The organism is Micromonospora sp. NPDC049559 (assembly GCF_040676675.1).
In the GTDB taxonomy this organism is placed as follows: Bacteria; Actinomycetota; Actinomycetes; order Mycobacteriales; family Micromonosporaceae; genus JBFAPK01.
Genome location: NZ_JBFAPK010000045.1, coordinates 50,805 through 75,010 on the forward strand (window position 1 = coordinate 50,805; position 24,206 = coordinate 75,010).

General features: G+C 70.1%; 19 protein-coding genes. 5 read left to right on the plus strand and 14 right to left on the minus strand.

Annotated elements, in window-relative coordinates; genetic code table 11:
• Positions 1 to 5: 5 nt before the first annotated feature.
• Positions 6 to 1,049 (minus strand): substrate-binding domain-containing protein, encoded by a 1,044-nt coding sequence (locus AB0J86_RS33595; protein WP_363861708.1) that lies wholly within the window; start codon positions 1,047 to 1,049, stop codon positions 6 to 8.
• A 153-nt stretch (positions 1,050 to 1,202) separates the two neighbouring features.
• On the opposite strand from AB0J86_RS33595, the gene AB0J86_RS33600 reads away from it, so the two are divergent.
• On the plus strand, positions 1,203 to 2,405 hold the full coding sequence (locus AB0J86_RS33600) for an ROK family transcriptional regulator (protein WP_363861709.1): 1,203 nt from the start codon (positions 1,203 to 1,205) through the stop codon (positions 2,403 to 2,405).
• 141 nt (positions 2,406 to 2,546) lie between these two features.
• Entirely contained in the window at positions 2,547 to 3,560 is a 1,014-nt protein-coding gene (locus AB0J86_RS33605) for a LacI family DNA-binding transcriptional regulator (RefSeq protein ID WP_363861710.1), read from the plus strand.
• Between the two features lie 60 nt (positions 3,561 to 3,620).
• Here AB0J86_RS33605 and AB0J86_RS33610 read toward each other — a convergent pair whose 3' ends face one another.
• The 4 genes from AB0J86_RS33610 to AB0J86_RS33625 form a co-directional block, all read right to left on the minus strand.
• Positions 3,621 to 5,333, minus strand: a complete 1,713-nt coding sequence (locus AB0J86_RS33610) for a trehalase family glycosidase (protein WP_363861711.1) — start codon at positions 5,331 to 5,333, stop codon at positions 3,621 to 3,623.
• A 32-nt stretch (positions 5,334 to 5,365) separates the two neighbouring features.
• Positions 5,366 to 6,190: a carbohydrate ABC transporter permease gene (locus tag AB0J86_RS33615; RefSeq protein ID WP_363861712.1), complete on the minus strand. Its 825-nt coding sequence runs from the start codon at positions 6,188 to 6,190 to the stop codon at positions 5,366 to 5,368.
• Entirely contained in the window at positions 6,187 to 7,026 is an 840-nt protein-coding gene (locus AB0J86_RS33620; RefSeq protein WP_363861713.1) for a sugar ABC transporter permease, read from the minus strand. The genes AB0J86_RS33615 and AB0J86_RS33620 overlap by 4 nt, the downstream gene beginning before the upstream one ends.
• Before the next feature lie 149 nt (positions 7,027 to 7,175).
• Complete coding sequence (locus tag AB0J86_RS33625) at positions 7,176 to 8,408, minus strand: extracellular solute-binding protein (RefSeq protein WP_363861714.1); 1,233 nt, start codon at positions 8,406 to 8,408, stop codon at positions 7,176 to 7,178.
• Between the two features lie 306 nt (positions 8,409 to 8,714).
• Here AB0J86_RS33625 and AB0J86_RS33630 point away from each other — a divergent pair, with 306 nt between their 5' ends.
• Both AB0J86_RS33630 and AB0J86_RS33635 read left to right on the plus strand, forming a co-directional pair.
• Entirely contained in the window at positions 8,715 to 10,547 is a 1,833-nt protein-coding gene (locus AB0J86_RS33630) for an RICIN domain-containing protein (protein ID WP_363861715.1), read from the plus strand.
• Positions 10,548 to 10,719: 172 nt separating this feature from the next.
• Positions 10,720 to 12,282, plus strand: coding sequence for an arabinofuranosidase catalytic domain-containing protein (locus tag AB0J86_RS33635; RefSeq protein ID WP_363861716.1), 1,563 nt, complete (start codon positions 10,720 to 10,722; stop codon positions 12,280 to 12,282).
• A gap of 192 nt (positions 12,283 to 12,474) precedes the next feature.
• Here the strand turns inward: AB0J86_RS33635 and AB0J86_RS33640 are convergent, their stop codons facing one another.
• The 9 genes from AB0J86_RS33640 to AB0J86_RS33680 form a co-directional block, all read right to left on the minus strand.
• Positions 12,475 to 13,659 (minus strand): thiolase family protein, encoded by a 1,185-nt coding sequence (locus AB0J86_RS33640; RefSeq protein WP_363861717.1) that lies wholly within the window; start codon positions 13,657 to 13,659, stop codon positions 12,475 to 12,477.
• A complete protein-coding gene (fabG, locus tag AB0J86_RS33645; RefSeq protein WP_363861718.1) occupies positions 13,656 to 14,393 on the minus strand; it encodes a 3-oxoacyl-ACP reductase FabG in 738 nt (245 codons plus the stop codon). The genes AB0J86_RS33640 and fabG overlap by 4 nt, the downstream gene beginning before the upstream one ends.
• Before the next feature lie 126 nt (positions 14,394 to 14,519).
• A complete protein-coding gene (locus AB0J86_RS33650) occupies positions 14,520 to 15,200 on the minus strand; it encodes a helix-turn-helix domain-containing protein (protein ID WP_363861719.1) in 681 nt (226 codons plus the stop codon).
• A 99-nt stretch (positions 15,201 to 15,299) separates the two neighbouring features.
• Positions 15,300 to 16,355: a branched-chain amino acid ABC transporter permease gene (locus AB0J86_RS33655; RefSeq protein ID WP_363861720.1), complete on the minus strand. Its 1,056-nt coding sequence runs from the start codon at positions 16,353 to 16,355 to the stop codon at positions 15,300 to 15,302.
• Positions 16,352 to 17,224: a branched-chain amino acid ABC transporter permease gene (locus AB0J86_RS33660; protein ID WP_363861721.1), complete on the minus strand. Its 873-nt coding sequence runs from the start codon at positions 17,222 to 17,224 to the stop codon at positions 16,352 to 16,354. Before AB0J86_RS33660 ends, AB0J86_RS33655 begins: the two co-directional genes overlap by 4 nt.
• A 70-nt stretch (positions 17,225 to 17,294) precedes the next feature.
• A complete protein-coding gene (locus tag AB0J86_RS33665; protein WP_363861722.1) occupies positions 17,295 to 18,539 on the minus strand; it encodes an ABC transporter substrate-binding protein in 1,245 nt (414 codons plus the stop codon).
• A gap of 50 nt (positions 18,540 to 18,589) precedes the next feature.
• Positions 18,590 to 19,282, minus strand: a complete 693-nt coding sequence (locus tag AB0J86_RS33670; RefSeq protein ID WP_363861723.1) for an ABC transporter ATP-binding protein — start codon at positions 19,280 to 19,282, stop codon at positions 18,590 to 18,592.
• Positions 19,275 to 20,039: an ABC transporter ATP-binding protein gene (locus tag AB0J86_RS33675; protein WP_363861724.1), complete on the minus strand. Its 765-nt coding sequence runs from the start codon at positions 20,037 to 20,039 to the stop codon at positions 19,275 to 19,277. The genes AB0J86_RS33670 and AB0J86_RS33675 overlap by 8 nt, the downstream gene beginning before the upstream one ends.
• Before the next feature lie 250 nt (positions 20,040 to 20,289).
• The gene (locus tag AB0J86_RS33680; RefSeq protein WP_363861725.1) at positions 20,290 to 21,807 is read right to left on the minus strand and encodes a tannase/feruloyl esterase family alpha/beta hydrolase; all 1,518 of its coding nucleotides are present in this window, start codon (positions 21,805 to 21,807) and stop codon (positions 20,290 to 20,292) included.
• 478 nt (positions 21,808 to 22,285) lie between these two features.
• Between AB0J86_RS33680 and AB0J86_RS33685 the strand changes: the two genes are divergently transcribed.
• Complete coding sequence (locus tag AB0J86_RS33685; RefSeq protein ID WP_363861726.1) at positions 22,286 to 24,031, plus strand: carboxylesterase family protein; 1,746 nt, start codon at positions 22,286 to 22,288, stop codon at positions 24,029 to 24,031.
• Positions 24,032 to 24,206 lie beyond the last annotated feature (175 nt).

Sequence of the window (24,206 nt, forward strand, 5' to 3'; positions counted from 1 at the left end):
AACATCTACTGGATTCCCGCCTTGCCGCAGGCGGCGGCCACGGCACCGGTACAGATCTGGCCGGGCTGGTAGAAGCCGTCCTTTACGATGGTGTCCTTGACCTTGTCGGCGGTGACCGCGATCGGATCGAGCAGGAACGCCGGGATCTCGGCCCCACCGTTGTCGACCTTGGTGGTCGCCGGGGGTTGCTCGCCCTTGGTCAGCGCCACCGCCAGCTCGGCGGACTTCTCGGCCTCGCTGCGGATGTCCAGGTAGACGGTCATGTACTGCTCGCCGGTCAGGATCCGCTGGACGGCGGCCAGCTCGGCGTCCTGTCCGGTAATCGGCGGCAGGGTGGTGTAGCCGGCCCGCTTCATGGCGGCGATCGCACCGCCCGCCATGCCGTCGTTGGCCGAGAGCACGCCGACGATGTTGTCCCGGCCGAGCGCCGTGATGGCCTGCTCCATCTGCTGCTGGGCCTTGTCGGGGCTCCAGTCCGGGGTGTCGAACTCGCGCCCGATCTGGACCTTGCCGTCGAGGACCTTGTGGGCACCGGACTTGTAGTCCGCGGAGCTGGGGTCCGTCGGCGCTCCGTTGATCATGACGATCTTGCCCTTGTCGGCCGTCCCCCTGGCGTTGAGGGCGTCCAGCAACGCCTGGCCCTGCACCTCTCCGACGCGGACGTTGTTGAAGGACACGTAGTACTCGTAGGAGATGCCCGAGATCAGCCGGTCGTACGCGATGACCGGCACCCTCTTCTGCCTGGCCTGGTTGACCAGGGAGGCGGCCGCGCTCGCGTCCACGGCGTCGAGCACCAGGACGTCGGCGCCCTGCGCCAGGGCCGCCTCGACCTGCTGCTGCTGTTTGGCGGCGTCCTGGTCGGCGTTGTTGTAGAGCAGCTTGCAGTTCGCGCAGAGCGCCTTGACCTTGGCCTCGAACAACGGCCGGTCGAACGCCTCGTAGCGCGTGGTCTTGGACTCGGGCAGGAACAGCGCGATCGTCGGCGCATCCCCCGCGGGCCCGCCGGAGCCGGAGCCCGACCCGCCGCCGCAGCCTGCGGCCAGCAACACGGCCGCCAGTGGGAGAAGGAACCACTTAGGTCTCATGGGATACCTCTCGTCGGTGGTCCAGGGCAGCAGAATGCACCCTCACAATGCCGTTTGGCAATGTCTCTAACGAAATTTGTATTGGACCTTTACGAAGTCGTGTGAGAGCGTGGGCGGGTGCCGACTCACCAGACCGCGAGCACGACGAGCGTGTTGCGGGTCATGAACGAGCGGGCGGTCTTCGGGGAGATCTTCCGGCTGGGTCCGGTGTCGCGGCCCGAGCTCGCCCAGGCCACCGGTCTGTCCAAGCCGACGATCTCGGTCGCGCTCGCCAACCTCGGCCGCGCAGGTCTGGTGCGGGAGGTCGGCCTGCGCGCGGGGGTCGCGGGCCGTTCCGCGCTGCTGTACGAGGTCCGTCCGGAGGCGGGTTGGGTGCTCGCCGTCGACATCGGACAGGCCTTCGTCCGGCTGGCCCTGGCCAACCTGGTGGGTACGGTCGTCACGCGGGTCGACGACCCGTCGGGCAGCCGGAACCCGACGGAGCTGCTCGCCCAGTTGACCGGGCTGGCCGACCGGCTGACCGCGCAGGCCGGGATCGGCCGCGCCGACGTCACCCTCGCGGTCCTCGGTACCCCCGGCATCCACGACAAGAAGACCGGCGCGCTCCACCTCGCGCCGAACCTGCCCGGGTGGGACCGGCCCGGCGCCGTCGACCGGTTCTCGGCGGTTTCCGCGTCGCCGTACCTGGTGGAGAACGACATCGACCTGGCCGCGGTCGGCGAGGCGACCTACGGTCTGGGCCGGGGGGTCGCGCACTTCGCCTACGTGTCGATCGGCACCGGCATCGGCATGGGCATCATGATCGACGGCAAGCTCTACCGCGGCTCGCGGGGCGGCGCCGGCGAGATCTCCTACCTGCCGATCGGTGAGGGCGATCCGGTGCTGGACGACCCGGCCGCCATCCGCCGCGGCATGTTCGAGTCGGTGGCCTCGGCCGACGGCATCGTCGCGGCGGCCCAGCGGCTGGGCTGGGCGCAGGCGACCAGCGCCAAGGAGGTCTTCGACGCGGCGCGGGCCGGCGATCCGATCGCCCGGCGCGCGGTGGAGGTGGAGGTCAACCACGTCGCGCACGGCCTGGCCGCGGTGGCCGCGGTGCTCGACCCGGAACTCGTCGTACTCGGCGGCGGTGTCGGGGTGCAGGGCGGCGACCTGCTGATCGGTCCGGTCCAGCACCGCCTGCGGCACCTCGTGGCGCTGCAGCCCCCGCGGATCGAGGTCTCCACGCTCGGCGCCGACGCCGTGCTCATGGGCGCGGTGGCCGTCGGCGTCACCGCCGCCCGCGATCTCGTGCTGGACCGTACCGTGGCCGCGAACGGCTAGGCCGCGTCCTGGTAGATCGTCGATCCGCGCGGGCGGTGGATGCCAGCCGTCGCCGCCCAGGGGCTGGGTTCGGGACGGATATGCTCGTCGACGAGGCAGCACGTCCCCGCGTCGGGGCAGGAATCGATCCGAGGGCGGTGTATGAACATCGGCGAGATCGCCCGCCGGGCGGGGGTGTCCCGCAGCACCGTGTCCTACGTGCTGAGCGGGAAACGGACCGTGTCGGAGGCGACCCGGCAGCGGATCCAGGCGGTCATCGACGAGCTGGACTACCGACCCAACGCCAGCGCCCGCGCGCTCAAGGAGGGACGCACCCGCACCCTCGGACTGGTGATCCCCCCGGCGAGCCAGCGATTGACCGACATGCAGCTGGGCTTCGTCGCCAGCGTCGTCGAGGCCGCCGCCCGCCACGACCTCGACGTGCTGCTGTCCCCGTCCGGCGGCGACCATGACCGGTCGTTCGAGCGGATAGTCACCGGGCGTCGGGTGGACGGTGTGATTCTGATGGAGATCCGGTTGGCGGACGACCGGGTGCTCCGGCTGACCAAGGCCGGCCTGCCGTTCGTCACGATCGGGCGGACCGCCGAGCCGCACGGCATGAGCTGGGTCGACATCGACTACGCCGGGCTGATCGCCCGGTGCGTGCACCACCTGGCCGATCTGGGGCACCGGCACGTGGCACTCGTGAACCGTTCCGCCGAGTTGGTGGCCGCGGGCTATGGCCCCAGCCATCGAGCGCTGGCTGGTTTCCGGGCGGCGGCGGAGGAGCGGGGCCTGACCGGTGTGGAGGTCTGCTGCGGTGACGACACGGCCGCCGGCGAGGCATGCGTGGAACAACTGCTCGCGACGCATCCGGACGTCACCGCGGTGGCCACCATCAACGAGGCCGCGCTACCTGGAATGCAGCGTGCCCTGACCGGCGCCGGGCTGTCCGTGCCGGGCGACTTCTCCGTCACCGGCGTCGCCGCCCGGCACTGGGCCGAGGATTTCCGCCCGCCGTTGACCGCCGCGGATGTTCCGATGGTCGAGATGGGCGCCGAGGCGGTGTCACTGCTGCTGGAGATCATCGCCACGCCCGGGGCCGTCCCCCGCCACCGGCTGTACAGCCCGCCCATCTCGTTGCGGTCCAGCACCGGTCCAGCCTGGTCCCGCTGACCCGGCGAGGGCGGGGAACTGCCTCGGTGGCCCGGACCGGACCCCGCTCGGTCGACGCGACTACCCACCCGTGGTTCGCCGCTGCTCCTGGGCGGCGGCGAGGATGAGGTAACTGCTGGCCGTCCAGGTGTAGGCGCGGTCCCTGAGGCCGGCGCCGGTCTCGGCGTCGAAGTTCTCCGCGAATCCGGACTTCTCACACAGCGCGAGAAATCGTCGACTGATGTCGTCGGCGATCCTGGTCTGCCCGGCCCGCCGCAGGCCGTCCTCGACCAGAACGGTGGAGGGTGCCCAGATGGGCCCGCGCCAGTAGCCGTCGGCGACGTAGTGGACCGAGTCCGGTGGCTCGGTGGCCAGCCCGTGCGTGGTCAGGTGGGTTTCGGCGCCCCGAGCCAGTACGGCGGCGACCGGCGCCGGCAGGTCGGCCCCGAGCGCGACGGGCATCAGGTCGAGCAGGCTGCGACCCGCCCGCCGTCGTCCGGTCCGGGGGCTACGGGCGGTGAAGCGTTCGCCGTCCCACAGGTCCCGGAACATGGCCCCGCGGATCCGGTCGGCCTCCCGGGACCACCGGTCGGCGGGCTCGCCCAGTTCGGTGGCGAGGTCGGCCAGGCAGCGAAGCTGCGAGACCAGGAACGCGGCGAGGTCGGCCGTCTGCAGGACCCGGTCGTCGTCGAAGGTAGTCGCGTTGTCCCAGCCACTGTCGTTGCCATGCTGGTAGTGGGGCAGCTCCTGGCCGGGGGCTCGGCGCGCGTCGAGCCAGAACCCGGTCCAGCGGGCCAGCCGGTCGTACGTCTCGGCCAGCGCCGCCCGGTCCGGCGGCTGCGGAAGGCGTCGGCGTACATGTCGTAGGGCCCAGCCGTGGATGGGGGGCTTGACGTAGTTGTGCAGGACCTCGGAGTGAGCCACCGAGTCGGGTAGGGCGCCCAACTCGTCCTGGTGGTCGAACGGCAGTTGGAACTGGTGCCAGGCCAGTTCCGGCTCGCCGGCCGCCAGGGCGATCGCGTTGAAACAGTGGTCCCAGCTCCACACCTTGTCCATCCAGTGCTTGGACATCAGGACGGCCGGCCGGGTGACGAAGCCCGCCGGGGCGACGGTGGCCGACCACAGCACGTACGCGGCCAGTTCGGCGGCCGGGGTGTTCGGGCCGCGCCACGGTGCGACCGCGTCGACGAACGCGGCGAACTCGGCGCTCCGGTCACGGCACAACTGCTCGAAGGTGACAGACCCGGCGTACGGACGGCGGGCGGTGGCGTACTCCTCGATCGCGATCTCCCAGGACCGGTCGGCGGCGAGTTCGAGGAAGCGGTCGGCGGTGCCGAGCGCCTCCACGCCGTCGGACCGCCGGAGAGCGCCGGAGAGCACCGTGATCCGGTAGCGGCGACCGGTCTCGTACGAGGTGAACACGTGTGACCCGTCGACCGGGTCCAGGTAGAGGTAGGTGCCGCTGAACGGGGTGAGGGTGCTCGCGGCCGCCGCTACCCGCAGGCCGAGCCGCCGGCCCCGGATCCGCAGGGTGTCCGTCCCGTCGTAGACGGCCTCGATGCGGTCCACGCCGTTCCGCCAGCTCAGCAGCGTGGGCGTGGCGACGACCGTGCTGCCGGCGACCGTGGGGGCGAGGCGCAGTACGGGATGCAGCCCGGTCTGGTGGGAGACCAGGTGCAGGTCGTCGGCGTACGTCTGCTCGGCTACCACGGGTGAGATGTCGAACCAGGATCCGCGGTAGCTGAAGGGGATCTCCTGGATGGGAAACTCCGGACCGGACGGGGCGACGGTCATGGGCGGCGGGTGCCTCTCTGTAGTGCGGGTGGTCAGTCCTTGACGGCGCCGGCGGTCACGCCCGTCGAGACGTACCGCTGGGCCAGGACCAGCAGCACGGCGGCGGGGACGGAGGCGACGACAGCGGTGGCCATGATGGCGTTCCACTGCTGGTTGTTGTTGCCGATGTAGCGGTAGATGCCGAGGGTGATCGGCTGGTGGTCGCCGCCGCCGGCGAGGGTCGAGGCGAAGATGAAGTCCGACCAGGACCACAGGAACGCGAACAGCGACACCGTGATGATCGAATTGCGGCTGAGCGGCAGCACGACCGACCAGAACGTCCGCAGCCGGCCGGCGCCGTCGACCACGGCGGCCTGGAGCAGTTCGTCGGGTATTCCGGACATGAAGGCCGTGAAGATCAACACGGCGAACGGCACCGCCAGTGTCGAGTCGGCCAGGATCAGGCCGGGCAGCGTGTTCAGGACGCCGAGGTTGAGATAGATGGCGTAGAAGCCCATCGCCATGATGATTCCCGGGATCATCTGCGCGATCAGCAGCACGAAGCTCAGGGCCGGACCGCCGGGCGGTCGGAGCTTCGCCAGCGCGTATCCGGCGGGGGCGGCCAGCGCCACCGTCAGCAGCACCGTGCCGAGGCCGACCAGGAGGCTGGTGCCCAGGTACGGCAGTTGTTGGTCGAGCACCGCCCGGTAGCCGTCCAACGTCGCGTTGGTCGGGATGAGGTGCGGAGGGTCGGCCCGCATGTCCTGGTCCCGGGTGAGCGAGACGTTGACCATCCAATAGACGGGGAAGAGCATGAGCCCGGTCAGCACCAGGCCGATACCGGTCTTCCACCAGGCTCGGGGTGTCGACGTCCTCATCGCAGCTGCCGCCTCCGCTCGATCCGGAGGTAGCCGAGCCCGGCGATCAGGGCCATCACGATGAGCAGGTTGCCGACGGCGGCGCCCGGTCCGAAGTCGGGCAGCAGGTTGCCGAAGCCGAGTCGGTACGACCAGGTGGCGAGCGTGGCCGAGGAGCCGGTCGGGCCACCCCTGGTCATGATCCAGATGACGTCGAAGACCTTCAGCGTGTAGATCAGCCCCAGCAGCAGCGTGATCGCGGAGACGGGGCGCAGCACCGGGAAGGTGATCCACCAGAACCGCTGCCATCCCGTCGCGCCGTCGAGCGCGGACGCCTCGTAGATCTCGGTCGGGATCGCCTGCAGGCCGCTGTAGAGGACCACGAGATTGAACGGGATGCCGATCCAGACGTTCGCGATGATCACCGAGGTGAGCGACCAGCTCGGCGAGGTGAGCCAGTGGACCGGGTGGATGCCCACGACGCCGAGCGCCGCGTTGACCAGACCCGAGTCGCTGTTGAGCAACCACGACCAGGTCGACGCCGAGACGATCAGCGGCAGCAGCCACGGTACGAGGATCAACGCCCGCAGCGTGCGCGACAGCGGGAAATGCCGGTGGAAGAAGAGCGCCAGGGCCATCCCGATGGTGAACTGGAAGGCGAGCGACGCCGCGGTGAAGACCAGGGTGTGCGCCAGGGTCGGTCCGAAGGCCGGATCGGTCAGCACCGTCCGGTAGTTGTCGAGGCCGGCGAAGGGCGCGCCGCCCCGCACGAAGGAGCGGACGGTGTACTCGCGCAGGCTCAACTCGACGTTGCGGCAGAGCGGGTACGCGTAGAACGCCGCGAGGTAGCCGGTCACGGGTGCCAGGAAGCCCCACGCCAGCCAGCGGCTGGACCGGCGGGTGCGGGACCGGACCGGCCCGGGTGGAGCGTCCGGCGCCGCCCCACCCTGGTCTCGTACCGTGGCGGGCGGCCGTGTCGTAGAGGGCACTGGTCGGCTCGTCGCGCTCAGCCGGCCGCGGCCTGCGCGGCGGTCAGCGCCTCGCGGGGCGGCTTCCCCCCGCTGAGGGCCGCCTGCACCGCGGTCCACAGGGACTCGGAAATCTTGGGATACCTCGTGCCGAGGTTGTCGCCGGTGCGGCCCTTGGCCGCCCGGACCGCCTCCACCCAGACCTTGAGCTCGGGCTGCGCCGCGACCTGTCGCTCCTGGACGGCGGCGACGGGCGCGACGTAGGAGAGGGTGGTGTCGGTGGTGAGGAGGTTGTCGGCGCTGGTCAGGCAGGCGACGAGCTTTCGCGACGCCTCGTACCGGCCGGTGTCGTCCTGCACGGGGATGGAGACGAACTCACCGCCGGTGGGCGCCGGCGCCGGGCCGCCCGCGTTGGCCGGTATCGCGATGATGCCGTACGAGAAGCCGAGTTTCTTCGCGTTGGCCAGTTGCCAGGTGCCGTTCTCGGCGAACGCGTACTCGCCGGTGGCGAACTCCTGCCAGCTCGTGGTCTGGGTGTTGTTGATGACGGAGTTCGGGGCGTGGCCCTGCTTGACCCAGTCCGTCCAGAGGGTCAGCGCGGAGACAGCCTGCGGCGAGTCCAGGCTGGTCAGTTGGGCTCCCGCCCCCCAGAACCAGGGCAGGAACTGGAAGCTGCCCTCCTCGGTGCCGATCGCGGAGAAGGTGATGCCCTTCTTTCCTGCCGCCTTGACCCTGCCGAGCGCGGCGGTCAGCGACGTCCAGTCCTTGATCGTGGCCGGATCGACGCCGGCCGCGGTCAGCAGGTCCTTGTTGTAGTAGAGGGCGAGGGTGTTCGCCCCGATCGGCACCCCGTACGTCCTGCCCTCGCGCTGGCCGGCGCCGAGCAGGTTCGCCGCCATCGCCGAGACGTCCAGCTTGTTGTCGTCGGTGGTGGTGAGCACGCCGGCCTCGGCCAGTGTCGAGATGACCGGGTTGTCCACGATCAGCACGTCCGGTGAATTGCCCTGCTGAGCGGCGAGCAGTGCCTTGTTGGTCAGGTCGGTGGTGTCGTAGCCGGTCCGCTCGACCGTCACCCCCGCCGACGTGCCGCATTTCTTGACCAGCGCGACCCAGTCGGAGTCGGCGGCGAACTGCGGATACGGGTCCCAGACGAGGTAGGCGCCGTCGCCGGTGGGGCCGTCGGCGGACGACGAGCAGGCACCGCCCGCCGCCACGGCAAGTGCTGTCACGGCGACGGCGACCAGGCGCCGCCGACGATGGGGTCCTGTCATGTGTTGCCTCGCTTCACGTCGATCGTCAGGTGGGACGTGCGGTCGACCCTCGGGAGTGAGGGTGGCGGGATCGCGCGGGACCATGTGGCGAATCGGTTCGAGGAATCGGTTCGCACGAAGATAGGTCCGTCCATGCCCGGTGGTCAAGGGAGTCTCGGCCTGGCGGGAGGCTACCTCGGAAATACGGGCTTCATCCGCCCGTCATTTCATTGACATACTTGAGTTCCCGAGCCTACGATCCCTGCGAATCGATTCGCAAGTGCAGCCCTCCGGAGCGCGCCCCCACGCCCCACGAAGGAGCCGCCCGTGAAAACCCCGTCCCGCGGCAGGCCAGGACGAGTCCGCGCGCTCGTCGCCCCACTCGTGGTCGGTCTGCTCGCCGCCGCCGCCCTAACCGTCGCCGCGTCGCCGGCCCGGGCGGCGGACGAGTCGATCAGTGTCGACTTCGCCACGACCAGCGGTACGCCGACCTACCGCGCGTCCGGCTGGATATACGGCATGACCGAGAACGCCAGCGGTCCGGCCGACCACTTCTACCGAGACGTCAGGTTCCAGTACATGCGCGCCGGTGGCGCGCAGCTGCCGGGAAGTGGCTGGGTCGGCGGCAACTACGACCGCCGGTGGAACTCCACCCTCGCCCAGGCGCGCCGGACCACCGCGCTCGGCGGCCGGTTCATCATCCTGCCGCATGACCTGTGGGGTGCGGACGGGGCCGGGATCTCCCGCTTCCCGGGCGACAACGGCGACTGGACCGACTACGACAACTTCCTGACCCGCCTCGTCGGCGACGTCCGGGCGTCCGGGCTGAGCGTGCAGTGGGACATCTGGAACGAACCCAACATCACCATCTTCTGGAACCGCCCCATCTCGCAGTATTTCGAGCTGTGGCGCCGCACCTACCAGCGCATCCGGGCGGAGTTCCCCAACCAGCTGATCGTCGGGCCGAGCTGCGCCTGCGTACCGTCGAGCACGCACACCTTCTGGAACCAGTACCTGGACTTCGTCCGCTCGACCAACACGGTGCCGGACATCGTCAGCTGGCACTCGCTGCCGGGTGACCCGGTCGCCAACGTCGCCGCCGCCAACGCCACCCTCGACCCGCGCGGCATCGCCCACCCGCGTCCGTACCAGATCAACGAGTACGGTGCGCCCGACGAGCAGAACCCGGCGGACGGCGCCTGGTACATCACGCGGCTGGAGCGGGCCCGCGCGGACGGTCTCCGGGCCAACTGGGCCGGCGGTGGCAACCTGCACAACGACCTCGGCAACCTGTTGGTCCGCAACTCGGCCGGCCAGCACCAGCCCAAGGGCGAATGGTGGGCCTACCGCTACTACGCCTCCCAGACCGGGCAGATCGCCGCGGTGACGGCCAGCCCGTCCTACGACGCGTACGCCACGAAGACGAGTGGCGTGGCGAAGGTCCTGGTCGGCGGTGGTCGCACCACCGGGAACCTGACCGTCAACCTGCGACGCCTGGACACGACCAGCGGCATCGTGCAGAACAACCAGGTCCGGGTGCTCACCCAACGCATCCCGTACAACGGCGGCGGCGCGGTGCAGGGGCCGATCACGGTCTCGAACAGCGTGGTCGGCGTCTCCGACAACGGCACCACCGTGACCCTGCCGTACGGCAACCAGACCGACACCTACACCGTCACCCTGCTGCCGCCCTCGGACGGCGGCTTCCAGTCGGTGGCGGTGGCCCAGCACTCCCAGCAGTGCCTGGACAACCCCGGCCCGAGCACCGTCGACGGCACCGTCCAACAGCAGAACTACTGCGACGGCGGTGACCAGCAGCTCTGGAACTTCCGCCCGGTCGCCGGGGTGGCCAACGCGTACACGGTGGTCAACCAGCAGAGCGGCAAGTGTCTCGACGTCGCCGGCGTGTCGACCGCCGACGGCGCGGCCGTGCACCAGTGGAGCTGCACGAACGGCCTCAACCAGCAGTTCACCCTCCGGAAGGTGACCTACCCGGGCAACGACTCGCACGACTACCAGCTGGTCGCCCGGCACAGCGGCAAGTGCGTCGACGTCAGTACGGTCTCCACGGCCGCGGGGGCACCGATCCACCAGTGGACCTGCAACGCGGCCGGCCAGGGCAGCCCGTTGAACCAGACGTGGCGGATCCTGGGGCGGTAGGCGTCACGAGCAGGTCGAGGGGCGGGCCGTCCGCCCGGCCGCCTGCGCCGATCTCCCGCCGGCACATCCGTCGAGATCGCCCTAGGCGATCGCGATGACCCGACCAGTCGTCACCACCACCCGTGGCGCGCCGACCAGCCCTCGCGCTCTCCCGACTCCGAGGAGCCATCCCGTGCGAAATCCCACCCGAGGCGGGCCCGGAAACGCCCGCGCTCGCCACCCGAAACGGCATCGTGTCCGGCGCCTGACCGCCCTGGCCGGCGCCCTGGCCGGCGTCGTCGTCGGCGTCGGCGCGGCCCCCGCTGCCCCGCCTCCCGCGGCCGAGGCTGCCGTCACGGCGCGCTCGGCGGTGGCCGCCATCGAGCCGGGGCAGACCGCCCCGATCGTTGGCGTCCCGTCCGGTCGATGCCTCGACGTTCCCAACTCCAGCACCGCCAACGGCACCCAGACGCAGCTCTGGGACTGCCAGGGAAGCGCCGGCCAGACCTGGACCTGGACCACGAGCAGGCAGCTCACGGTCTACGGCAACAAGTGCCTGGACGCCTCCGGCCAGGGCACCGCCAACGGCACACCGGCGATCATCTGGGACTGCAACGGCCAGACCAACCAGCAGTGGAACGTCAACACGAACGGCACCATCACCGGCGCGCAGTCCGGGCTGTGTCTCGACGCCAGCGGCTACGGCACCGCGAACGGCACCAAGATTCACCTGTGGGCGTGCCACGGCGGCGCGAACCAGCAGTGGACCTCGCCGACCACCCCACCGCCGACCGGCCGCCCGTGCGACATCTACGCCGCCGGCGGCACCCCGTGCGTCGCCGCGCACAGCACGACCCGGGCGCTCTATGCGGCGTACGCCGGCAACCTCTACCAGGTCCGCCGCTCCTCGGACAACACGTCCCGCAACATCGGGCTGTCCCGGGCGGGCGGCACCGCCGACGCGGCGACGCAGGACTCCTTCTGCGCCGGCACGACCTGCGTGATCACGGTGGTCTTCGACCAGTCCGGGCGCGGAAACGACCTCTGGTACCAGGGGTCGAGCGTGGTCCCGGGCTCCCCGCAGAGCAGGCCGGCGATCGCGACCTCGGAGTCGCTGACCGTGGGCGGCGCGAAGGCGTACTCGCTCTACATCAATCCTGGTAACAGCTACTGGCGGGACGGGCACCTGACCGGAGTACCGACCGGCGCCGCGCCCGAGGGCATGTACATGGTGACCAGCGGCACCCACGTCAACAGCGGCTGCTGCTTCGACTACGGCAACAGCGAGACGACGAGGAAGGCCGACGCCGCCGGGGCGATGGACGCCATCAACTTCGGCACACAGTGCTGGTTCGGCGGCTGCTCCGGCACCGGACCCTGGGTGCAGGCGGACCTCGAGTGGGGCCTCTACCCCGGCGGCAGCCAGACCTGGAACCCCAACCAGCGCGCCTTCACGAGCAAGTTCGTCACCGCGACACTCAAGAACAACGGCACGACCCGCTTCGCCATCAAGGGCAGCAACGCGCAGTCGGGCAGCCTCTACCCGCTGTGGGACGGCGCGCTTCCACCGGGATACAGCCCCATGAGGAAGCAGGGTGCGATCGTCCTGGGCAGTGGCGGTGACTGCTGCAAGCCCGACGGCGGCGCGAACCTGAGCGCCGGCACCTTCTACGAGGGAGCCATGGTCGCCGGCTATCCGTCCGACGCGACCGAAAACGCCGTTCAGGCCAACGTGGTGGCCGCCGGCTACCGCTGACGATGGCGCCAACTCGTGCGTCGGCCAGCACCCGGTGGTGGCCGACGCACGGGCTCGTCCGGCCGGCCACCAAGCCGGCCCATCGGCACACGGCCGCTCCCCCGGCCCAGGAAGCACGTCGCGAACGGGTACCTCGACCCGGGTCACGTCGGTGCCCCGTCGCCCGAGGATGGTCGATCCGTCCGGCTCGCCTCACACCCGCCGGAAGAGAGCGGCCAGTGCCTGGCCGCCGCCGATGCACATGGTGACGACGCCGAGTTCGAGGTCGGTGCGGACCAGGTGCTTGGCGAGCCGGAGTGCGAGGATGGCGCCGGTCGCGCCGACGGGATGACCGAGCGCGATGGCGCCGCCGTACGGGTTGACCCGCTCCGGATCGAGCTTGGCGTCGCGGATCACGGCGACCGCCTGGGCCGCGAACGCCTCGTTGCACTCGATGGCGTCGATGTCGTCGGGCGTCGTCCCGGTCCGCTCGAAGAGCTTGCGGAGCGCGACCACCGGCGCGTAGCCCATGATGTCCGGGTCCAACGCACCCGTGGCGACCGCTTCGAGGGTCACCAGGGGGGTCAGCCCACGTTCGGCGGCGGCGGACCCGGTGGCGAGCACGACGGCGGCGGCACCGTCGTTGATGCCCGCGGCGTTGCCGGCGGTGACCGTTCCGCCCTCCCGGAAGGCGGGGCGCAGGCGGGCCAGGGCCTCCAGGGTGGTGTCGGGTCGCGGGTGCTCGTCGAGCGTCACCTCGACGGCGCGGCGTCCACCGGTGCTGACCGGCACGATCTCCTCGGCGAAGGCCGCCCGGGCCGCCGCGGTCGCGGCGCGACGTTGTGACTCGGCGGCGAACTCGTCCTGCTCCGCGCGGGAGACCCCGTACCGTTCGGCGACGTTCTCTGCCGTCAGCCCCATGTGGATGTCGTAGAACGGGTCGGTGAGCATGAGCACGGTGCCGTCCACCAGGGCGCGGTCGCCCAGTTTGTAGCCGGCGCGGGCCTCGAAGTCGTAGAAGGGCATCCGGGTCATGGACTCGTCGCCGCCGGCGAGCGCGAATTCGAGGCCGTTCCAGCGCATCTCCATCGCGGCCGACCAGATGGCCTGGAGTCCGGACCCGCACAGCCGGTTGACGGTGTAGGCGGGTGTGGAGACCGGCAGCCCGGCGGCGATGGCGACCCGGCGAGCGTTGTAGGCGTCGGGTCCGACCTGGCCGATGCAGCCCATCACGACCTCCTCGACGGCGTCGGCCGGCACCGCCGAGCGCGCCAGCGCCGCCCGGGCGGCGACCGCCCCCAGTTCGTGCGCGGGCGTGTCCCTGAACACCCCGCCGTACCTGCCGATCGGCGTACGGGCACCGTCGACGATCACGATTTGCCGGTCCGGCCTGGTCATATCGAGATTCCTCCGTCCACGGGAAGGACAACTCCGGTGATGTATCCGGCCTCCTCGGAGGCGAGGAAGGCCGTCGAGGCGGCGATCTCGCTGGGCGCCGCGAACCGGCCGAGCGGGATCGCGGCGGCGAGCTCCTGACGCTTTTCCGGTGGAATCGAGCCGATCATTCGCGTCTCGGCGTTGGGCGAGATGGCGTTGACGGTGACACCGAACGCCGCGAGTTCCTTGGCCGCGGTCTTGGTGAAGCCGATGATTCCCGCCTTGGCGGCGCCGTAGTTCGCCTGCCCGATATTGCCGCGCAGACCCGTGTACGAGGTCACGTTGATGACCCGGCCGTACCGCTGCTGCCGGAAGACGGGGACCGCGGCGCGGGTCAGCCGGAAGGTTCCGCCCACGTGCACGTCCAGCACCTCTGCCCAGTCCTGGTCCGACAGCTTCCACAGCCGGCGGTCGCGCAGGATGCCGGCGTTGTTGACGACGATGTCCAGGCGGCCGGTCGCCGCGACCACCCTCTCCACCAGCGCTTCGACGGCCTCGGTACTGGTGACGTCGCAGGCCACGCCGACCGCGCCCAACTCGTCCGCCGCCAGCACGACCGCGTCGGCGTCGGCGTCGACCAGGAACACCTTCGCCCCGGACTCGTGGAGCAGGCGGGCGAACTCGAGTCCGAGCCCTCGCGCCGCTCCGGTCACGATCGCGGTTCTCCCCGCGAAGTCGAACGTCAGGTTCGGCAACTTCCGCTCCTCCTCACAGGCCCGGGTTGCGGCCGACGAGCCTATTCGTGGTCTTGTCGAAGCCCGCCCGGATCTCGGTGACCCGGGCGTCCCTTCCGCCACGGGTCACGCGGTACTCGTCCATGGCTAGAGCACCTCCTCCGCCGCGTCTCGCAACGAGGTCAGGACGCGGCGGGTGTGGGGCGTGTCCGGGAGCAACGCGAGGAGCAGCGGGGAGGTGGAAAAGGTCGACTGGTGGTCCATGAGGCGACGGATCCATTCCATGCCCGCCGCCAACTCGGCGACGGCGTCCGTCGCGCCGCTGCTGCGTACCCAGTTTCCCAGCGCGGATCGGTGGATCGCGTCGATGAGGGCCGCAAGGGCCGTCGACTGGAAGGGCGGTGCGTCGGCCGGGAGGCGGTCGCGCAGGAAAGAACGGGTGAGCGCCACGTACCGCTCGTGTTCGATGACCTCGCGCTTGCGTAGCTCGGGCACGACGCGCGTCAGTTTGTACCGCCGGAGGACGAGCTCGGGCCGGCTGAGGAAGTCGCGTAACGACTCCTCCGTGGCGGCGATGACGGCCTCTACCGGATCCGTGTCGGGAGCGGACTCGACGAGGCATCGCTCGACCAGCCTGATGCGTTCGGTGTGGTCCGGAAAGGCGAGCTCGTCCTTGCTCTCGAAGTGCCGGAAAACGGTACGACGAGACACGCTCGATGCCTCCGCGACGGCCTCGACAGTAACATTTGCGTACCCCTCTTCGAGGAACAAGGCCATCGCCGTTTCCGAAATCCGGTACTTGGTCTCGAGTATTCTCCGCGAAGTCACCGACAGGTGCCCTCTCCCGATCTGGTGTTGCGCGACGTGCAGTTCCGCGCATCGCGAGGTTTGCCGAACTCCGTAATCCTGCCCTGCGCGGGCGGCGGCTCACGGCCCGCCCTTCGTCGGGCCGGCACCGCCCGGAGTGCGGCGCGACGACGTCCGGCGCTGCTGCCAGGCCAGCCATTGCCGACTGACGGTGCCCCAGATTCCCCGGCGGAACAGCAGCACCGCGAGGACGAAGACCGCGCCGGTGACCAGGTCGATGCCGTCGAAGCCGGACGAGGCGAGGTAGTCGGCGAGCATCACGACCAGGAACGCGCCCAGGATCCCACCCCACAGCGTGCCGATGCCGCCCAGCACCGTCATCAGTACGACCTCGCCGGAGGTGCTCCAGTGGAGTTCGGTCAGCGCGACGAAGCCGTGGTTGATGGCGAACACGCCGCCGGCCAGGCCGGTCAGTCCGGCGGAGAGCACGAAGGCGATGACCTTGTACTTCTCCACCTCGTAGCCGAGCGCCCGGGCTCGCTGGGTGTTGTCGCGGATCGACACCAGGACCCGTCCGAACGGGGAGTGCACGATTCGCCAGGCCGCCCACATGCCGAGCAGGAGCATCGGCAGGGCCGCGTAGTAGAAGTAGAACGACTCGGTCTCCACCAGTTCGATGCCGAAGAAGTTCCTGGGTACGCCCTGCAGCCCGTTCTCGCCGCCGGTCAGGCCGCTCCACCGGTACCCGACGAAGTAGACCAGTTGCCCGAAGGCGAGGGTCACCATCGCGAAGTAGATTCCGGAGCGGCGTACCGACAGATATCCGGCGGGAAGGGCGAGGACCATCGCGAAGAGCGCGCCGCCGACGACGGCCACGGGGAACGGTACGCCGTAGTGGGTCGCGATCAGACCGGTGACGTAGGCCGAGCTGCCCCAGAACGCCGCGTGCCCGAAGGACAGCAGGCCCGCGTAGCCGAGCAGGATGTCCAGGGCGATCGCGAACAGCGCCATCGCGACGATGTCCATCGCCACCGGCGGGTAGACGAACCAGGGCAGCGCGAGCGCCGCCGCCAGACCGGCGGCCAGCAGGATCCAGCGCAGCCTCGGGTTGCCCGCCGTGCCGGCCGGGTAGGTCCCGGTGGTGACCGGGGCCGGGGTGACCACCAACTGGGTCATGCCGTCGCCTCCTTGCGTCCGAACAGGCCGGCGGGGCGGACCAGGATGATCAGGCCCATCAGGACGAAGATCAGGATCTGCGCGAAGGTCGGGGCGTAGGCCTGACCGAACGCCTCCACCAGGCCGACCATGAAGCCCGCGACCACGGCGCCGACGATCGAACCGAGGCCCCCGATGACCACGACCGCGAACAGAATGATCGCGAAGTTGTTGCCCATGTCGGCCGTGATCGCACGGAACGGTGCGGCGAGCACGCCGGCCAGGCCGGCGAGCGCGACGCCGAAGCCGAAGACCGGGGTCACCCAGCGGCCGACGTTGATGCCCAGCGCGCGGGCGAGTTCGGGCTTCTCGGTCGACGCGCGGACGATCATGCCGACCCTGGTCCGCGTCATCACCAGCCAGACGAGCACACAGACCGCCACGGAGAACAGGAACACGAAGAGCTGGTAGCGCGGCAGCACGACGCCGGCCAGGTCGACGCGTCCCTGAAGCGCTCCCGGCGGCTTGTACGGCAGCCCGGAGACGCCGTACCTCTGCTTGACCAACTCGACCAGGACCAGCGTGAGGCCGAAGGTGAGCAGGAAGTTGTAGAGGGGGTCGAGCCGGAGCAGCCACCGCACGAGCGACCGCTCCACCACGACGCCGAAGACGAACATCAGCACCGGCACCACCAGCAGCGACCACCACAGGGTGAGATCGAGGGTGTCGAGCAGGACGGCCGTGGTGACCGCGCCGAGCATGTAGAACGCGCCGTGGGCGAAGTTCACCACGCCCAGGACACCGAAGATGATCGCCAGTCCCAGCGCGGCCAGCGCGTAGAAGCTGCCGGCCGCCAGGCCCTGTACGGCGTACTGCAGCACTGCGTTCATGGGTTCCTTTCCCGGTGCTGGCCCGGGGCGCCGCGGGGCGCCCGGGGCTTACGAAACCGGACCGCGCCGCTCACATCGAGCAGGTGGACGCCTCGACGGGAGCGAAGGCCTTCGCCGCGGGTATCGTCGTCACGATCTCCTCGTAGTCCCAGTCCTCCTTGACCTGCGACGGCTCCTTGACGCGGGCCAGGTACGCGTCGTGGATGACGAGGTGGTCCTTGGCGCGGACCTCGCCGTTGCGCAGGAACACGTCATTGATCTTCTTGCCCTCGAGCTTGCCGACGACCGCGTCGGCGTCGTCGGTGCCGGCCTCCTGGACGGCCTCCAGGTACTGGAGCGCCGCGGAGTAGTTGCCGGCGTGCTCGAAGGTCGGTCGGGTGCCGGTCTCGTCGCGGAACCGGTCCGCCCAGGCGCGCGACTCGGCGTCCATGTTCCAGTACCAGGCGTCGGTGAACATCGTGCCGGCGAACTGGTCGACGCCCAGGGAATGGATGTCGGTGATGAGCATCAGGCCGACGGCCAGGTCGATGCCCTTCTCCTTCAACCCCGACTCGTTGAACTGCTTGACCACGTTGATCAGGTCACCGCCGGCCTGCATGGTACCGATCACGTCGGGATTGGTGCTGCCGGCCTTGGTGAGGAAGGTGGCGAAATTGTCGTTCGGGAACGGCGTCGGGATGGTGCCCTGCACCGTGCCGCCCGCCTTGGCGATCGCCTCGGTGAAGGACTTGGTCATGTCCTGGCCAAACTGGTAGTCGGGGTAGATGATGTGCCAGTTCTTGTCACCGTTCCCGGTGACGGTGGTGCCGGTGCCGTTGGCCAGCATGTAGGTGTTGTAGGCCCACTGGAGGGTGTACTTGTTGCACTGGGCGCCGGTGAGTTCGGTGGTCGCCGCGCTCACGTCGATGAACATCTTTTTGTGTTTCTTCGCCTGGTTGGCGACGGCCAGGGCCGCGGACGAGGTCGGCACGTCGAGGATGACGTCCGCTCCCCCGCGCTCGTACAGTTCCTGCGCCTTGGTGTTGGCGATGTCGGGCTTGTTCTGGTGATCGGTCGACGTCACCTCGATGTCGTCGACGACCGCCTTGTCGCCGTACTTCTTCTTGTAGTCGGCCACCGCCATCTTGACCGCCTTGACGGTGTTGGGTCCCGACGCGTCCTTGTAGATGCCGGACTGGTCGTTCAGCACCGCGAGAACGAGCTTTCCGTTGGTGAAATCACCGCCCGACCCCCCGGGTCCGCCCTCACCGCAGGCGCCGAGGAGCAGTAGCCCGCTCATGGCCGCGGCCCCGGCCCGAATCCGCTTGCTCTTCATGGTGGTTCTCCTCGTGTCGTATGGGATGTGTCGCCTCGCCGGTCGACCGGTCAGATGCCGAGGTGCTTGAGCAGCTCGCCCTCGCGCCGGCGGAAGTCGGCGTTGTCGAGGGTCTCGACGATGCGGCCCTGGCCGAGCAGGTAGTGCCGGTCGGCCACGGTGGCCGCGAACTTGACGTTCTGTTCGATGAGCAGCACCCCGACGCCGGCGGCCTTGATCTGGCGGATGATCGCCCCGATCCGGGCCACGACCACCGGGGCCAGCCCCTCGGAGGGCTCGTCCATCAGCAGCAGACGGGCACCGGTCCGGAGCCCTCTGGCGATGGCCAGCATCTGCTGCTCCCCACCGGACAGCGTGGTCCCCGCCGCCCTGCGGCGTTCGGCGAGCACCGGGAACACGTCGTAGACCCGCTCCAGCGTCCATGCCCGGTCGGATACCTTGGGCGGGAGCAGCAGGTTCTCCTCCACCGTGAGGCTCGCGTAGATACCGCGGTCGTCCTGGACCCAGCCCATGCCGGCGCGGGCCCGCTGGTGGGCCGGCATGCGGGTGACGTCGCGGCCGAGGAACGAGACGGTACCGCCGACCTGCCGGTGCAGGCCGATCAGGCACCGCACCAGGGTGGTCTTGCCGGCGCCGTTGCGCCCGACCAGGGTGACGACCTCGCCCTCCCCCACGCGCACGTCCACGCCGTGCAGCGCCTGCGCCTCGCCGTACCACGCCTGCAGACCGGTGACCTCAAGCATGGTCCGCCTCCCCCAGGTAAGCCGTGATCACCCGTTCGTCGTTGCGGACCTCGTCGTAGGGGCCCTCCGCGAGGACCCTGCCCTGCTGCAGCACCGTCACCCGGTCGGCCAGGCTGCCGACCACGTGCATGTTGTGGTCGACGAACACCACGGTGCGGCCGGCCGCGATGCGCCGGACCAGCTCGATCGTGCGGTCGACGTCTTCGAGTCCCATCCCGGCCGTCGGCTCGTCGAGGAGCATCACCCGTGGGTCCAGCGCCAGCACCAGTGCCAGCTCCAGCGCGCGCTTCTGCCCGTAGGCGAGCAGTCCGACCGGCTTTTCCGCCAGCGGCGTCAGCCCCACCTGCGCGAGCAGTTCGTCGACCCGGGCGCGGTTGCGGCCGAGCAGCTTCTCCGACCGCCAGAACCGGAACCCCTGGCTGGTGCGCCCCTGGAGGGCGAGCTCCACGTGTTCGCGGCTGGTCAGGGTCTCGAAGAGGCTGGTGATCTGGAACGACCTGGCCACACCACGGCGCGCGACCTGCTCGGGCTGTTGGCCGGTGACGTCCTCGTCGAACACCGTGATCGCCCCGGACGTCGGGGCCAGGAAGCCGGTCAGGAGGTTGAACAGGGTGGTCTTCCCCGCGCCGTTGGGGCCCACCAGCGCGTGCACGCTTCCCTCGCGGACCTCCAGGTCCACCGAGTCGACCGCGCGGAAGCCGCGGAACACCTTCGTGAGCGCCCGCGTGCGCAACGCCACTCGACCGCTCGTCGTCACCCGGCTTCCTTCCGAGCGACCCGCGGGCTCCCGGTGGCCCGCCGGGGCCGGGCACCCGCGGCCGGGGAGGCGGTGCGCGGCGCACGCCGGCCACCCCCGGCCGGGCGGGTCGTGCGCGTCGCACGCGCTGGTGGTCGAGGCATGTCAGTCCCTTCTCGGTCACACGGTTCGCGCGGCTCCACGCCGCTGGTCACGGGGCGTACGGGCCCAGGGTCGGCCCGCCCGCCCAACTCGTCGTCGTCGGGTGACGTCAACGCGCGCACACGAAGCTCCGCGCGCTGTCGGGGTCGCCCGAGCGGTACTTCGGCCAGCGCGGGTACTCGCAGAGCGGGAGCGTTCTGCCGCTCCTGCCGTCCACGGCCACCGGGTCGACGGGCGCCCGCCCGTCCTCGACCCAACGTTCGAGCGCGGAGAGCGAGTCCCAGTTGGCGGCGAACGCGGGCGCGCCGACGTTGGCGTGGTTCGCGCCGGGCACGAGGTAGTACCGCATGAACTCCTGTGTCTGCCGGGGCCCTACCGTGTCGAGCACCCGCTGGTAGTAGTCGTTCGTCGAGCGGTGGGAGACCAGTTCGTCCGCGGAGCCGTGGAGGAGCAGCAGCTTCCCGCCGGAACGCGCGAAGGGACGCAGGTCCGGGTTGTTGCGGTCCTGGATGGTGGAGAGGTAGCTGATCCGGGGCAGCCACTTCCCCGGCCGCCGAGGGTCGACATCAAGGGAGTTGTGGTTCGGGTCCCTCGTCAGGAAGTACTTCACCCACTGGTCCCAGTACTGCATCCCGTAGCCACTCGTCACGGGCATGGGGTTGGCGGGTGCGGAGGTGCCGAAGCCGAGGACCGGCGTCCTCATGTCGGCGCCCGAGAGGAGGGGAAATCCGGGGTAGTACCGCTCGCCGCTGGCGATCCGGTACGGCCAACCGAACGGCGCGGAGGCGGCGGTCACCGATGCGATCTGCGGATCGGAGAGGCACGTCGGGCCGGTGTCGGCGCCTTCGGGGCAGCGGAGCGTCCGAGGGTCGAAGTCGCAGCCCTCGACGTTCGAGATGAGCCGGTCCTTGAGACCGTCCCGCCCGTCGCACGCCGCCATGACGCTGTCGTAGAGGAGGGTCTGCTTGTCGGGCCCGGGGAATGCGCCGGGACGGGACATCACCTGCGCGAGGTATCCGAGATACAGGACCTCGGCGGTGTTGTTCCAGGCAGGGTAGGCGGAGATGACGCCGTCGAAGGCTTCCGGCCACCGTTGCGCGACGATCAGGGCCTCACGACCGCCCGTCGAGCCGCCGGCGAAGTACGTTCGGCCGGGCGCCGCACCGTAGCCACGACGGATGAGGTACACGGCGGCATCGCGGGTCTTTTTGAGCGCGTCGCCGGCGGCGAAGTTGCGCAGTGCCTCGTCGTTCATGCCGAAGGACCCGTCCAAGGACCCCGCGGGGCCGGCCTGGTGGCCGGAGTCGCTCGCGAACGTCACGTACCTGCGGGCCAGGGGCGTCGGTTGGTCGGCCCGTCCGAACGGCACGTTCTGGGTGACGTTGGGAATCGTTCCGTTGTAGCCGCCGCCGCCGAACATCATCGCGTTGCGGTTCCAGCCGACCGGCATGGCGATCTGCAGCCTGATCTCCGGCGCGGAGGTATCGACGGGGAAGAGCGCCGCACCGACGCTGCAGTACTCGATGGTCTCGCCACTGACGGTCTGGGTCACCAGGGCCGCCGAGCCGACGCGGCCGCCCCTGGTCGGCAGACTGATCGCCGACGCCGGGATCTCTGCCCCCGTCAACTCCGCGCATCTCGGGGCCGTGGCCGTCCCGGCGGTGGCCGGCGTGGGCCCGAGGACCGCCGTCGCGCCCACCAACGTGGCGGCGAGCGCCAGCCCCGCCGGGAATCGCCTCGATCTTCCTCGAACTCGCAGCACTTGACTCATTGCGGACCTCCTGCCTAAGCACGCTGTGCCGCCAGGCCGCGCAGAGACGGCACTGAGTGCCAACACTGTGCCATGGGTCACAAGGGCCCGCAAGGGCCGACAGCGGAAACGTTCAGGCACCGAGGAACGGCGCGGACTCCCCTTTGGCCTGAGCGATCACTCAAGGTCGCGCGCCGCCGACGAGCCGCGGCGGGCCCGAGCCGACGGTGCGCGCGGGTAGGCGGCCGGCCCTTGCACGGCCAAGTGATGCATGTAACAGTGTTGGCACGCGGTGGCAACGAAGGTGCGGTATTGCGACACCGCGTGCCACGCTCGAATCAAGGAGGCAGTGCCAATGCCTGCTATGCCGTCCGGGGCCGTCGTCCGCGAACCGGCCGGGCGCCGTCGCACGACGTCATCCCTGCTCCGGCCGATCCTCGGCATCGTCCTCGCGACCGCGGCCCTGACCGCCATGCCGTCCGCCAGCGCGTCCGCCCGCACCGTCCAGTCCGGAAGGGACGGCACCGCCCAGCCCGGCAAGGACCACGCGGTCCCGCCTGGAAAGAGCCCGACCCTCGTCCGCACGACGCTGGGTCCGATCGTCGGGCGGGACGAGAGCCGGTCGAACGGGACGTACTCGTGGCTCGGAATCCCCTACGCCGAGCCGCCGGTGGGCGAGCTCCGATGGCGACCGCCGCAGCCGCACCGGCCCTGGACGGACGTCCGGCACACCCAGCGGTACGGGTCCGGATGCGCGCAGCCGGGCCGCTTCTTCAGCCCGTCCCCGAACGGGCCGTTCTACGACCTGGCGGTACGCGATGGGCTGCAGCAGCCGGTCGGCGAGGAGGACTGCCTGACGCTCAACGTCTTCCGTCCGTCGACGCCGAAGCGCAACCTGCCCGTCGTGTTCTTCATCCACGGCGGCAGCAACGTCGTCGGTTATTCCGCGGATCCCATGTACGACGGGCGGGAGCTGGCCAGGCGCGCCGAGGCCGTGGTCGTCACCGTCAACTACCGGGTGGGGATCTTCGGCTGGCTGAACACCGAAGGCCTGGGCAACGACCCGCTGTCGGCGTCCGGCAACTTCGGCACGCTCGACCTCGTCAACGCGCTCCGCTTCGTCGACCAGAACGCCGGAAGGTTCGGCGGCGATCCCGACAACATCAGCGTCATGGGCCAGTCGGCGGGTGCGGTGAACGTCTGGTCCCTGCTCGTCTCCCCGCTGGCCCGCGCGATGGTCGACAAGGCGATCCCGCTCAGCGGCGGCCTGAGCACCCGGAGTGTGGCCAGTGCGCGGGCCTACGCCGACCGTGTCATGCAGGCCGCGAAGAGCGACTACCCCGCGTCGGACTCAAGCGGCATGGACCTGCTGCGTTCGCTCTCCGCCGACGACCTCGTGCGAGTGCTCGTGCGGCACCAACTCGACGCGACGCCGGCGGTCATCGCCGACGGCACGGTGATCCCCGCGGACCCGTACGCCGTGCTCGGGTCGGGGGTCGACCGCGACGTACCCGTACTGGCCGGGAACACCCTCGAGGAAGGGAAGCTGTTCGGCAGTTCCATCGGCGCGCACAAGCCGAGCGACTACGACCGGTTCACGTTGCAGTACCTGTTCGATCCCGACAACCCCGGCAACCTGACCGCCTCCGACCTGCTCAAGGACGAATACCTTCCGGTGGACAAGCCCCAGGGCTGGAACGACGCCGCCGGGGCACTGACCGAGTCCGTCTTCACGGGCATCAACCGGGATTCCCTGAACGCGTTGGCACGAAGCGGGAACCGGTCGCTCTACCACTACCGGTTCGACTGGAACCAGGAGCCCGCGCCGTTCGACCAGGTGTACGGCGCGGTACACGCGATCGACCTGCCCTTCGTGTTCGGCAACTTCGGGCGCAACGTGTTCTCGTACGCCTTCAGCCGGCAGAACCAGCCCGGACGCCTGAGGCTGTCGGATCTGATGATCGCCAGCGTCCGGAACTTCGTCCACGAGGGATCACCACAGCACCGGGGGCTCGGCCGCACCTGGCAGCAGTGGCCGGCGAGCCTGGTGCTGGACGCGGACGACCGGTACGTCCATCTCGGGTCGACGACCGACCGCTGAGCGCGGTCGCCGCCTGACGAGGCTCCCGCCCCGGGGCGGGAGCCTCGTCGCCGGGGGGCCGGACCACCCGGTCTCCCCCGGCGCGGTCCGGCGCCCCGCCGCCACCCCGGGGGCCGAACCCAGTACGTCGACGGTGGGGGCCCCCTCGCAGGAACGGAGGAATTTTTGGCGGGCT